The sequence below is a fragment of the Streptosporangium jomthongense genome, from assembly GCF_042650425.1.
Lineage (GTDB): Bacteria > Actinomycetota > Actinomycetes > Streptosporangiales > Streptosporangiaceae > Streptosporangium.
In genome coordinates this window covers 729,211-741,727 of the sequence record NZ_JBHSBC010000032.1, presented here as the reverse complement: position 1 = coordinate 741,727, position 12,517 = coordinate 729,211, and the positions used below count along the sequence as shown (strand labels likewise).

Below are 12,517 nucleotides of genomic sequence, written 5' to 3'. Positions count from 1 at the left end.
CCCCCCCCCCCCCGCTCCTCGTGCGAGGTCATCAGGGTGGTCAGCGCCGCCGTGAGCGCGGGCACGTCGGCCGCGGGCGCCAGCAGCCCGGTCTCGCCGTCGAGGACCAGGGAGCGCACCCCGCCGGAGACGTCGAACGCGACCGAGGGCACGCCGTACGAGGCGGCCTCGGCGAGCACGAGCGGCAGGCCCTCGTGCTCGCTGGACAGGGCGGCGATCGCCCCGTCGAGGTACTCGCGGCCCAGTTCGGCCGCGGGTACCGCGCCACGGAACACCACCCGGTCGCGGACCCCGCTCTCGCGCGCGTGCGCCCTGAGCCTGCCCAGCTCGGCGCCCTCCCCGATCAGGTGCAGCTCCCAGTCGTCCCCCACCGTACGGCTCGCCCCGGCGAAGGCCGTGATCAGTCGGTCGAAGCGCTTGACGCCCTCCAGCCTGCCGACGCCGAGCACCCGGTGACGGGTCAGCGGCGAGACCCGGGACGGCCAGCCGGGCAGCGGGTTGGGGATCGCGCAGGCGTTGGGCAGCAGCGCGTGCTCGGAGAAGGACCAGGCGTCCTCCTCGCTGAGGAAGACCGCCTTCTCCAGCCTCCCGTAGTCACGGCCGACCGAGCGCAGGTGCCACGACCCCCGCGCGTGCTCGTAGGAGCCGTGGTACTGCCCGATGGGCAGCAGCCGCCGGGGGATCACGTCCTTGAGCCGGGCGACCACCCCGGGCGAGGAGAGCACGGCGAAGCCCGATCCGAGCGTGCGCAGCATGCCGCGGAGCCGGTGACGTTCCCGGTGCGCGGCGGTCCAGGAGAGCCTGCCGGCGGGGAAGCGGTTGATCACGTGACGCCGATAGCCGGGTTGTTCCACGTAGCGGAACGGCCGGGCGGCCCGGTGCAGGCCGAGCACGTGTACGTCGTACCCCCGCCCGGCCAGCCCCTGCGCCAGCGTGTGGGTGACCCGCTGCACGCCGCCGAGCGTGTCCGCGTCCAGGCACGCGAACACCACGGTCTCGCCGCTCACCGGACCTCCTCCACCTCGGGCGCCGCCGCCGGCCGTACGGCGGGCACGGGCACGGGGCCGAAGAAGGCGTCGACGACCCTGGCCGAGGCGTCCCCGCGCTCCTCGGCGCACCAGGTGGCGCGGAAGCCGGCGTAGCGGGCGGCGTGCTCGGCGGCGAAGGCGGCCGGGTCGGCGTCGAGGGAACGGATCGCCCTGATCAGTTCCTCGGTCCCGGTCACGCAGGGGCCGGGGGCGATCGCGGGCAGGTCGTGGTTGACGCCCCGTTCCGCGCGCCGGTACTCCTCCCAGTCGTCGAGCAGGAAGAACATCGGCTTTCCGGTGACCGCGTAGTCGCACATCAGCGACGAGTAGTCGGTCAGCAGCGCGTCCGAGGCCAGCATCAGGTCGTTCACCTCCGGATAACCCCCCGCGAACCGTACGAAGTGCCGCAGCCGTTCGGGCACGGCGTAGCGTTCGACGGGGTGGGTGCGCAGGACGACCACCCAGCCGTCGGCCAGTTCCTCGGCCATCATGGCCAGGTCGGCCCTGACCGAGGCGCCGGAGAACTTGGCCCTGTCCCGGTAGGTGGGCGCGTACAGCAGGACTTTGCGGTCGCCGGGCAGTTCGAGCCGCTCCCTGGCCCGCCGTACGGCCTCGGGGTCGCCGTTGACCAGCACGTCGCACCGGGGCGAGCCGTGCCGCAGGACCGGTCCCCGGTATCCGTTGGAGGTGACGAAGATCCGTTCGAACTCGGCGCTCGGCATGACGAGGGCGTCCCAGCGGGCCACGGCCCCGCGCCAGGTCCTTCTGGGCGCCTCGAAGTCGGCGCGCAGGTCGGGGGCGTCGAAGCCGACCGTCTTGACGCCCTGCCCGTGCCAGGTCTGCAGGTAGCGGGTCCCGGCGGGCTTGGGGTAGGCCAGCGGCAGGCCGTGGCTGTCCACCCAGTGCCCCGCCCTGGCCATGGTCCACAGGTAGCGCCAGCTCATCCTCCGCACCAGGCGGACGTCGGCGGGGAAGTTGCGCCGGTTCCCGGCGACCGACCAGACCATCTCGAACGGCGCCCGCCTGCGCTTCAGCTCCTCGTAGACGTAGCGGGGGTTGCCGGTGTATCCGGCGCCCACGTCCGCCTCGAACAGCACCAGGTTCTCGCGCGGCGGGAGGAGCCTGATCAGCGTCCGGTAGACGCGCAGCTTCACCCGGGGGGCGCAGAGCCGCCGCACCAGCCCGGCCCGGAGCCTGCCCAGCCTGGGCGCGAGCCACCGCAGCGCCCCCCTGCGACGCCAGCGCACCCGCAGGAACGCCGACTGCCCCTCCGGCCCCGCGACGATCTCGTGACCGGGGACGGCGACCCTGACCGGTTCGGCCGCCGGATCGACGAGCAGCCGGTCGGAGGTGGCCCGGCCGTCGGCGCGGACGATGGAGATCCTCGGGTCACGGAAGCTCTCGTGGCCGAAGCGCCCCCGGCCCGCCCTGGCCAGATCGACGGTCGCCTCGCTCAGGTAGGAGCCGTCGTCGAGCGCGCGCGGCGCCAGCTCGACCCGGTGCCCGCCGAAACGCGCGAACGCGCGCCAGTCCGGCGCCGTGGCCAGCACCCCGAACGGGTCGTAGGTCCTGACCGTCAGCGCCAGCCGGGGGCCGTCGCCGTGGAAGGCCGCCTCGTGCCGCAGCCTGGCGGCGCCGTAGGGCAGCTCGGCCATCCTGAGCGGGGTGATGTCCAGCTCCCCTTTCGGGACGGTGCCCCAGTAGGTGCGTCCCGCCCGCCGTACGGCGAAGCGGGGCGCGGCCCTCGGGGTGGTCAGCGACCGGGCGGCGACCACCAGCTCGTCCGCGTCCTCGTCGAGGATCAGGCGGCAGCAGACCCGCACGAGCGGGTCGGCGCCGTCCATGACGCCGGGGTCGAGGCCCGCGAGGTAGGGGCGGACCAGCCGGGTGAACTCCCGCGCCCAGACCGGGCCGCGCGCGGGCAGCGGGTTGAGGTAGACCGGCAGGTCGTGGCGGACGAACCGGCGCTGCCGGTCGGCGACCAGCCCGGCCAGGCCGTTGCCGCGCAGGATGTCGTCGCTCAGCCGGGCCGCCCTGATCCGGTGCCCGATGTTGTCCATCTCCTGGAGGTTCAGCGAGATCGACGGCCTGCCGTCCCCCTCGGCGGCCCGGTGCCAGAGGTAGACGACCCACGGGACGACGGCGAAGCGCCGGGCCACGCAGTACAGCTCCGTGGTGAAGACGTGGTCCTCGTAGTGGAGGTCCTCAAGGAACGGCAGCCCCCGGAGCGTCGAGGTCCGGTAGATCTTGTTGGTGCTGAAGGAGTCGAGGAACATGTCCGGCTCCCCGGCGATCCCCTCGACGACCCTGCGGCGGGCGAAAAGCCCGGGATAGTAGGGCTTGACCCTGCCGTTCCACTCGTGCAGCCGGGAGATCTGCCCGGTGACGAAGTCGGCGCCGGTGCGCTCCATCTCCAGGAGCATGCTCTTGCAGGCGTGCGGGGGCAGCTCGTCGTCGCTGTCGAGGAACATCACGTACGGCGCGCGGGCGGCGGCGACCCCGTCGTTCCTCGGCGCCCCGCAGCCGCCGCTGTTGACGTCCCTGCGCAGGTAGCGCACCCGGCGGTCCTCCCGCCTGAGCGCGCGGGCGACGCTTTCCGTCCCGTCCGTGCTGCCGTCGTCGGAGATGATCACTTCGATGTTCCGCAACGACTGACCGAGCGCGGACCGTACGGCCCTGGGCAGCCGGGCGGAGTCGTTGTAGGTGATGACGATCACACTGCACTCGGGAGCCTTGATCACAGTATGGGGCTTTCCCTGGACTGTGATCGGTATTGTCCGCTTTATGGACCTATGAATTTATTTTTGCGGCTTTCTGTCTTAAGGGGGACGCGACCCTCTTTTTGTTCTCACCTCCGTTGATCATGAGTTTCATGGCATTCCTAACTTTTCATGTCGTTTATGCGGCCCGTTGAACGTCGGGCGGACCCCTCAGAGCGGGGGAGCGAGGGCGACCACCTCGGTCCTCGACCGCACGCCCAGTTTGCGCAGCACGGTCGCCACATGGGTCTCCACCGTACGGGGCGACAGGAACAGCACGTCGGCGATCTCCCGGTTGGTCTTGCCGAGCGCGACCAGCCTGGCCACCTCCCGCTCCCGCCGGGACAGCGCGCCGGAACCGCCCCTGCCCCGGGACCTCGGCGGCGCGACGCCGACCCCCGTGTCGCGCAGCGTCCGCCTGCACCGGGCCGCGTCGTGGACCGCGCCGAACTCGTCGTACCACCCGGCGAGCCCGGCCAGCAGCGAGGCGGCGGCCGGATCGCCCAGGGCGAGCAGGGACCGCGCCCTGCCCTCCTGCGCCCTGGCCGCCTGGTAGGGCTGCGGCAGAGCCCGGTAGGCCTCGTCGGCCCTGGCGAAACGGTCGGCCGCGGCGGCGTGCCGCCCGGCCGCGGCGGAGATCGTCCCCTCGGCGAGGGCGAGACCGGCCCGCGCGGCGGGCGCGTCACACCCCTCGACCCCACGGGCGAACTCGGCCACCAGGGCGGCGGCCTCCTCGGTGCCGCCGGTCCTGACCAGCGCCGAGGCGGCGGAGGGCACCAGCATGGCACCCCACACCCACACGTCCTTGTGCCGCAGCCGGGCCACCGCGCGCGCGGCGTGGCCGACGGCCTCCTGCGTCAGCCCCCTGGCCAGGCACAGCTCGATCATGCCGCTCGCCGCGGTGAACGTGACCGGCAGGAAGTGGCCGTCCGGCTCCTCAAGGCCGGTCGCGCGCAGGTGCCTGGCGGCCTCCTCCCACTCGCCCCTGGCCAGCGCCAGCATCCCCATGACCAGCCAGACGTCCGCCGCGGACAGGGGGTTCTCCGGGACCAGCTCGACCAGGGCGTGGGCCCGTTCCCGCAGCCCCTCCCAGCGGCCGGCGAGCCAGTCCCTGCGGATCGCCGTCGCGTTGAGCTGGTAGGCGGAGACCGGGGCGTTGGCCGCCGTGGCCAGCCGTACACCCTCCCGGGCGAAGCGCTCGGCCCACTCAAGGTGCCCCAGGGTCGCCGCCGCGTCGACGAGGTTGGCGTAGGCCCTGGCGACCTCCCTGCGCACACGCGGGTTCCCGTCGGTGACCGGCAGCCTCGTCACCAGGTCGAACGCGCGCGGGGAACCGAGGGTCATCTCGAAGGAGACCCGGTTGACCAGGACCGCGGTCGCGAGCGCCGGATCGTCGGCGCCCACGATCAGCTCCTCGGCGCGGTCGATCCACTTCCGGTGGGCCGACAGGGGGTCGGAGCCCCACCACGGCATCGCGAGCGCCGAACAGGCGCGGGCGGCGAGCATCGGCCGGTCCCGCAGTTCCCCGACCGCCGTGGTGATCTCCGGCCTGCCCGCCGCGCTGTCGTTGGCCTGGTTGCACAGCAGCAGCCCCAGGTTGAGCCGCGCCTCACCGCGCGCGTCGGGTTCGAGGAGGCCGTCGCCGAGCAGGCGGCGCAGCAGCCGTACCACCCGCTGGTGGGACAGCCCGGTCGTGGCCAGGCGGCTCAGCGTCAGCACCAGTGGTTCCCGGTCGCGCGGGGGCAGGTCGGGGGAGGCGAGCATGTCCTCGATCAGCTCGACCGCCACGGGGGTGTCGCCCAGTTTCGCGGCGTGGTCCGCCGCCGCGGTGCCGTACCGCAGCCAGGCCTCGCGCATCCCCGCCTGCCTGGCGTGGAAGGCGAGCTGCACCAGCGCCAGCGGGTCGGACTCCTGCAGCGCCGCCATCGCCCGCTCGTGCCCCGCCCGCCGTTCCGGTCCCGGGATCGCCTCGTAGACCGCCTGCTGGGCCAGGGCGTGGCGGAAGCCGTACCGGCCGGGAGGGTCCTCGTACAGGACCCCGGCGGCGAGGGCCTCGCCGAGCCCGGTCAGGTCACCGCCGACCGCGGTGACGAGCCGTTCGCCGACCGGGACGCCGAAGACGGCGGCGGCCCTGACCGTCCGCACCGCGGCCTCGGTCAGCCCGAAGAGCTGGTCGGCGGTCGCCTCGCGCAACAGCAGCGGGACACCGACGTGGTCGAGCGCGTCCGGACACTCGGAACCCGGCTCGTACGCCGGGGGCAGCGACCTGAGGACCTCCTCGATCACGAACGGGATGCCCGCCGTCCGCTCCCGCAGCCTGGTGACGAACGGCTCAGGCGGGTCGGGACGGCCGAGCAGCGCGGCTGCCATGCCGCGCACCCCGGAGACGTCCAGCGGCGCCAGGGTGACCACCACGCTGTCGGCGCCCGCCGGACGCCGGTAGGCGTGGCCGAGCGGCAACGTGGCCTGCCCGTGCTGCCCGTCCCGCCGGTAGGTCACCACCAGCGTCAGCTCCTCCGGCGGCTGCCCGATGAGGAAGTGCAGCAGGTCCCTGGTCCCGTCGTCGGCCCAGTGCATGTCCTCCACCACCAGTACGGCGGGCCCCACGGCCGCCAGCAGGGCGCGGACGGCGCGGAAGACCCGGTGCCGTTCGGCCCGGGAGTCACCGAGCGGCGGCGGCGCCGGAGGGAGGGGCAGTTCGGGCAGGTAGTCGCGCAGCGCCCCGATCACCGGGTTGAGGTCCCCGGCGGGCGGCAGCCCACCGGCCAGGTCCCGCAGCGCCTCGAACACCGGCCCGTAGGGGAACGGCTCACGGATGCGGTGACAGCCGCCCAGCAGGACGAGACGTTCACCGGGGATGAGGTGGGTGAGCGCGGTGCGCACCAGCCGGGTCTTGCCGATCCCGGCCTCCCCCTCGACCAGGACGACCGCGGGTGGTCTGCTCATCGCCCTGACCAACGCCCGCAGCTCGCTGCCACGCCCGATCAGATCGGGTGACGCCGGGCTCCTCATGGCTGCTCCTGACGCTGCATCGCCCTCCCCGATATGAAGACGCTATCCGTCATAGCATCCGCGTTCACCATCAGTTTGAGAAATTAACTGACTTGTTGTGACTTCAAGGAAATCATCGCAGTTCCAGGGCGTGGAGAGTTGAAGCGCCGTCAACGGGTGGATTTCACCGGAAGCGCAACTCATAACTCTTGTTTATGGTTTTCTTCATCTTCCTATAAGGATCGGGGCCCTCCGGCGACCCCTGCCGCGCAGGGCGCGGCGGGCCAGCCACCCCGCCAGAACGAGGACGGCGAGGGCGCCCGCGAGCGGGGCGAGACGTCTCAGGAGGGGAATCCCCGCGACCTCCAGAAGGTCCAGGGCCTCCTCGTCGGGTGTCCGGGAGGTGCGTGAGGTGCCCGCCGGGTGGACGTCCCGGTCCCCGGCGTTTTCTCCCTCCTTGGACTTTCCTGTCTCCCCGGAGGTTCCCTGCTTTTCGGATTTCGCGGCCTTTTCCGGATCCCCGGGCTTTCCGGGGACGGCGGTGAGACGACGGGACTCCCGGGGCGCGGCCTCCGAGCCCTGAAGCGACTCCGACAGGTTCGCCGCGAACCGCTCGACCAGCCGGGCGCCGACCTCCGACATCACGCCCCTGCCGAACTGGGCGGGCCGTCCCGTCACCGTGAAGGAGGTGTCCACGGTCACCCGCGTCCGCCCCTCTTCGGGACGCAGGCGCGCGACCACCGTCGCCGACGCCGTGCCCGGGCCGCGTGTCTCCTTGCCGGTCGCCCCGATCATCAGCGTACGACCTGGTTCGTCCACCTCCTCGAACCTGGCCCTGCCCCGGTAGGTGAGGGTGATCGGCCCGACCTTCACCTTCAACCGCCCGGTCATCTCATCGCCCTTCGCCGTCTCCAGCGTCGCCCCCGGCAGGCAGGAGGCGACCCGCTCGACGTCGAGCAGCGCCGTCCACGCCCGCTCGACCGGCACCGGAACCGTGAACTCGTGCTCGAACCGCATCGCCATCGAACCGCTCCTTGTCCATCACCACTCACACGCCGGAGGCCGGGGCCCGGGATTCAGCGGCCCGCCGCGACGACCGCCCTGCGGGTCAGCACCCGGGCCAGATGACGCCGGTAGGCGGGGTCCCCGTGCAGGTCGGTGGGCGGGGAGGTGCCCTCGTCCGCCAGGTCACAGGCATGCCTGAGCCGCTCCCCGCCCGAGGCGGACCTCCCGGAACCCGAGGACCCGGGGCCCGGGGGCGTGACGGGGGCACCCACGAGCGCAGCCTCGGCCGCCCGTGCCCGCACCGGGGCCGGGCCCATGTTGGTCAGCGCGATCCGCGCCTCCTCGACCACCCCACCGTCCTCGCCGAGCCGTACGGCCGCCGCCACCCCCACGGTGGCCCAGGACTGCGCGGTCCGGTGGAACTTCTCGTAGTGGAAACCCCAGCCCGGGCCGAGCTTGGGCACCCGCGCCCCGACGAGCACCTCGCCGGGTTCGAGCGCGGACTCCAGATAGTCCACGAAGAAGCCGGCGGCGGGGATCTCCCGTTCCCCCTCGCCCGACCTGACGACCAGCACGCAGTCGAGCGCCAGGGCGACGGCGGGCAGGTCCCCGGCCGGGTCGGCGTGGGCCAGGGAACCGCCGAACGTACCGCGGTGCCGTACCGCGGGGTCGGCGACGGTGGCCGTGGCCAGCGCGAGCAGCGGGACCAGCTCCCTGACGACCTCCGAGCGCAGCACCTCGTCATGGGTGGTGAGCGCGCCGACGAACACGTGGTCGCCCCGGTCCTCGACACCGCGCAGCTCGGCCAGCCGCCCCACGTCGACCAGCGCCGACGGGTAGGCCAGCCGCAGGCGCAGCAGAGGCAGCAGCGACTGGCCGCCCGCCAGAACCTTGACGTCCTCACCCGCCTCGTCGGCCTCGGCGAGCACCCGGCACGCCTCGTCGAGCGAGCCGGGCCTGACGTAGTCGAACGGCGGCGGAATCATCGGGCACCCCCCTCGAAGCCCGCCGGACCGCCGGAGGTCCGGCCCCCCTCCGAAACCCCGGCGGCGTCGGAGCCCACCGAAGTCGCAAAGGCCCCGAAGGCGCCCAAGGTCCCCGAAGCACCGAAGCCCTCCGGAGCCCCGGAGGCCATGGCCCGCCAGACGCGCTCCGGGGTGCACGGCATCCGCACGTCGTGCACGCCGTACGGGCGCAGGGCGTCGACGACCGCGTTGACCACGGCGGGGGTCGAGGCGATCGTGCCCGCCTCCCCGACGCCCTTGACGCCCAGCGGGTTGCTGGTCGCGGGGGTCTCCGTCCTGGCGGTGACGAACTCCGGCAGGTCGGCCGCCGACGGGATCAGGTAGTCGGCCATCGTCGTGGTGAGCAGGTTGCCCTCCACGTCGTGGATCGCCTCCTCGAACAGCGCCTGCCCGACGCCCTGCGCGATGCCGCCGTGCACCTGGCCCTCGACGATCAGCGGGTTCACCACGAACCCCACGTCGTCGACGGCGACGTACGACCTGATCACGGTCCCGCCGGTCTCGGTGTCCACCTCGACCGCGCACAGATGGGTGCCGTGCGGGAAGGAGAAGTTCTCCGGGTCGAAGGTCGTCTCGGCGTCCAGGCCGGGTTCGACGCCGTCCGGCAGGTCGTGCGCGGCGAAGGCGGCCAGCGCGACCTCCTGGATGGTCCGTCCCTGTGTGGTCCCGCGCACCCGGAACGACCCGTCGGCGAACTCGACGTCCTGCGCCGAGGCCTCAAGCATGTGGGCGGCCAGCTCCCGCGCCCTGTCCTTCACCTTCTCGCAGGCCGACAGTACGGCGACGCCCCCGACGACCAGCGACCGGGAGCCGTAGGTGTCCATGCCCTTGTGCGAGACCGCCGTGTCGCCGTGCAGCACCGAGACGTCCTCGAACGGCACGCCGAGCGCGTCGGCCGCGATCTGGCTCCAGGCCGTCTCGTGCCCCTGGCCGTGAGGGCTCGTCCCGGTCACCACCTCGACCTTGCCGGTTGGCAGGACCCTGACCGAGGCGTGCTCCCAGCCGCCCGCGCCGTAGTTGAGCGAGCCCAGCACCCGCGAGGGCGCGATGCCGCACATCTCGGTGAAGGTCGAGACGCCGATGCCGAGCTGCACCGGGTCGCGCTCCGCCCGCCGCCGCGCCTGTTCCGCCCTGAGCGCGTCGTAGCCGAACAGCTCAAGCGCCCGGTCCGTCGCGGCCTCGTAGTTCCCCGAGTCGTAGGTCAGGCCGCAGACCGTGGTGTAGGGGAACTCCTCATGGGTGATCCAGTTGCGGCGCCGTACCTCGACGGGGTCGAGACCGAGTTCGTGGGCCAGCTCGTCCATGGCCCGCTCGATGGCGAAGGTGGCCTCGGGGCGCCCCGCGCCCCGGTAGGCGTCGGTCGGCATCTTGGTGGTGAAGACGCCCGTGCAGGTGAAGTCGTAGGCGTTCATCTTGTAGATGCCGCCGTACATGAACGCCCCGAGCAGCGGCACCCCCGGCGTGACCAGCATCAGATAGGCGCCCATGTCGGCCAGCAGCTCGACCTGTACGGCCCGCAGCCGCCCGTCCCGTTCGGCGGCGAGCCGGATCCGCTGAAGCTGGTCACGGCCGTGGTGCACGGTCAGGTTCCCCTCGGACCGGGACTCCGTCCACTTCACCGGCCTGCCGAGCCTGCGGGTCAGCAGCAGCGCGAGGACCTCCTCCGCGGTCACCTGGAGCTTGGACCCGAAACCGCCGCCCACGTCGGGGGCGATCACCCGCAGCCGGTGCTCTGGGATGCCGGTGGTCATGGCCAGCATCACCCGCAGCACGTGCGGGATCTGGGTCGCCGAGTACAGGGTGAAGGAGTCGCCGTCGGTCGTCGCGACCACGGCCCTCGGCTCCATCGCGGTCGGGATGAGCCGCTGCTGGACGTAGGAGCGATCGACGACAACCGGCGCGTCACGGAAGGCCGCCTCGACGTCCCCTTGGGAGAAACGCCAGGTGAAGGCCCTGTTCCCGGTCTCGTGGACCTTCGGGGAACCCTCGGTGAGCGCCTCGGCCATGTCCACGACCGCCGCGAGCGGCTCGTAGTCGATCTCGATGTCCTCCAGGGCGTCGGCGGCGGCGTAACGGTCGGTCGCCACCACGCAGGCGACCGCCTCGCCGACATAGCGGACCTCGTCGACCGCCATCGGCGGGTGGTCGGGGATGACGACGTCCTCGGTGACCGGCCACGCGCACGGCAGGCTGCCCTGCTCGCCGGCGAAGTCCTGACCGTGGAACGCGGCCACCACACCGGGCCGGGAACGCGCGGCGGAGGTGTCGACCCGGGTGATCCTGGCGTGCGCCATCGGAGCGCGCAGGAACGCCACGTACAGCATGCCGGGAAGCTGGATGTTGTCGGTCCAGGTGGTCCTCCCGGTGACCAGCCGGGCATCCTCCTTACGTCTCCGCGCCCTGCCGACCTCACGGCCCTCGTCGGCCTCGTGGTCCTCATCGGGTTCGTGGTTTCGGGGGAGGTCCGCCGGATTCGCCGGTCCGTGTCCCTGAGGCTCGTGGCCCCCGCCGGTCTCGCGAATCCCGCGGGGGGTGCCGGGCCGGTCGTTCTCGGTGGTTCGCCCGGTCATGGCGTTCCGGCCTCCCGTCCCGCCATCTCGCGGGCGCCGCGCCGTACGGCCCTGACGATGGTGGTGTATCCGGTGCAGCGGCACAGGTTGCCCTCAAGGCCCCGGCGCACCGCCTCCTCCGACGGGTCCGGGTCGTTCCTGACCAGGTCGATCGCGGCCATGATCATGCCGGGGGTGCAGTAGCCGCACTGCAGCGCGTGCTCGGCGTGGAAGGCCTTCTGCATGGGGTGCCACTCCGGCCCCCTGGCGAGACCCTCGATCGTGACGACCTCACCCCCGTCGGCCTGTACGGCCAGCACGGAGCAGCTCTTGACGCTGACACCGTCGAGCATGACGGTGCAGGCGCCGCAGTTGCCGGTGTCACAGCCGATCGGGGTCCCGGTTCTGCCGAGCCGGTCCCTGAGCAGATGGACGAGCAGCAGACGCGGCTCGACCTCCTCCTCATAGGTGACCTCGTCAACGGTGACGGTGATCCGAGGCATCGACCCTCCCGATGCACCTGTGGCGGCCCGGAAGGCAGAGCCGGACAAACGTATACGTACCTCCCTGTTTCTGCCCGCCAGTCTTCCCCTTCAAGCAGGCGAATCCACAGCTCAGGGCCGTGGAACCCACGATGTCGACCGGCCGCGTGTCCTCGACGCCTCCTCGCACGGAGGCGTGATCGGCGCCCGGTCGATCCACCGGCCGGTGTCCCGCGTGACGTCGGCCTCCCCGATCTCCGTCGGGACGCGGCTGAGACCCGGGATCGGGGCGGGCCTGTCAGGCGCTCCGGTCCTCGACGGCCGCGTTCTCGGGCGTCGAGAAAGGCCCACACCGCCGGGGCGGCCTGGAGACCCGTACCGGACGCCGTAGGGGCGTGAACGACCGATCAGGGATCGGCCCGCCCGTCGCCGAATCGAACGCCCGAGCCGTCGGCCGGACCTCGGGTCGCTTCACGATCCGAACGAAACCGAGCCCCGAGAGCACCGGACAACGCCCCATGCCACCCGGAATTCGGACACCCCAGCCATAGAAAGTCTCGGCCCACACTTTTTCGCCCCGGCGCGAGAGTTTTCTGCCAGGACTTTCCCGGTGCCAAGCGAGAGGAGTTCGGGGTACCGGTGTCGTGCGTGAGGAGTGTCGGCTTGGGCGCGTCGGCG

7 protein-coding genes (1 of these 7 cut by a window edge) are annotated in these 12,517 nt (G+C 72.4%); all 7 read right to left on the bottom strand.

Going from position 1 to position 12,517, the window contains the following annotated elements; translation table 11 throughout:
* Window positions 1–953, bottom strand: the 5' portion of a protein-coding gene (locus ACFOYY_RS28905) for a glycosyltransferase (RefSeq protein WP_449343626.1). It extends 97 nt beyond the left edge of the window; only the first 953 of its 1,050 coding nucleotides appear in the window; the start codon lies at window positions 951–953; its stop codon lies beyond the left edge, outside the window.
* Between the two features lie 50 nt (window positions 954–1,003).
* A complete protein-coding gene (locus ACFOYY_RS28900; protein ID WP_386193767.1) occupies window positions 1,004–3,769 on the bottom strand; it encodes a bifunctional glycosyltransferase/CDP-glycerol:glycerophosphate glycerophosphotransferase in 2,766 nt (921 codons plus the stop codon).
* A 189-nt stretch (window positions 3,770–3,958) separates the two neighbouring features.
* The gene (locus tag ACFOYY_RS28895) at window positions 3,959–6,799 is read right to left on the bottom strand and encodes a helix-turn-helix transcriptional regulator (protein WP_386193764.1); all 2,841 of its coding nucleotides are present in this window, start codon (window positions 6,797–6,799) and stop codon (window positions 3,959–3,961) included.
* A gap of 204 nt (window positions 6,800–7,003) precedes the next feature.
* Window positions 7,004–7,801 (bottom strand): SRPBCC family protein, encoded by a 798-nt coding sequence (locus tag ACFOYY_RS28890; RefSeq protein WP_386193761.1) that lies wholly within the window; start codon window positions 7,799–7,801, stop codon window positions 7,004–7,006.
* Between the two features lie 53 nt (window positions 7,802–7,854).
* The gene (locus ACFOYY_RS28885) at window positions 7,855–8,769 is read right to left on the bottom strand and encodes an FAD binding domain-containing protein (RefSeq protein WP_386193758.1); all 915 of its coding nucleotides are present in this window, start codon (window positions 8,767–8,769) and stop codon (window positions 7,855–7,857) included.
* Window positions 8,766–11,378: a xanthine dehydrogenase family protein molybdopterin-binding subunit gene (locus tag ACFOYY_RS28880; protein ID WP_386193757.1), complete on the bottom strand. Its 2,613-nt coding sequence runs from the start codon at window positions 11,376–11,378 to the stop codon at window positions 8,766–8,768. The genes ACFOYY_RS28885 and ACFOYY_RS28880 overlap by 4 nt, the downstream gene beginning before the upstream one ends.
* Window positions 11,375–11,860 (bottom strand): (2Fe-2S)-binding protein, encoded by a 486-nt coding sequence (locus tag ACFOYY_RS28875; protein ID WP_352010104.1) that lies wholly within the window; start codon window positions 11,858–11,860, stop codon window positions 11,375–11,377. Before ACFOYY_RS28875 ends, ACFOYY_RS28880 begins: the two co-directional genes overlap by 4 nt.
* Window positions 11,861–12,517: the final 657 nt, after the last annotated feature.

Excerpts from the sequence above, each read along its gene's own strand:
- ACFOYY_RS28885 (WP_386193758.1), bottom strand. The coding sequence starts at position 8,769 with ATGATTCCGCCGCCGTTCGACTACGTCAGGCCCGGCTCGCTCGACGAG.
- ACFOYY_RS28875 (WP_352010104.1), bottom strand. The coding sequence starts at position 11,860 with ATGCCTCGGATCACCGTCACCGTTGACGAGGTCACCTATGAGGAGGAG.
- ACFOYY_RS28880 (WP_386193757.1), bottom strand. The coding sequence starts at position 11,378 with ATGACCGGGCGAACCACCGAGAACGACCGGCCCGGCACCCCCCGCGGG.
- ACFOYY_RS28890 (WP_386193761.1), bottom strand. The coding sequence starts at position 7,801 with ATGGCGATGCGGTTCGAGCACGAGTTCACGGTTCCGGTGCCGGTCGAG.
- ACFOYY_RS28895 (WP_386193764.1), bottom strand. The coding sequence starts at position 6,799 with ATGAGGAGCCCGGCGTCACCCGATCTGATCGGGCGTGGCAGCGAGCTG.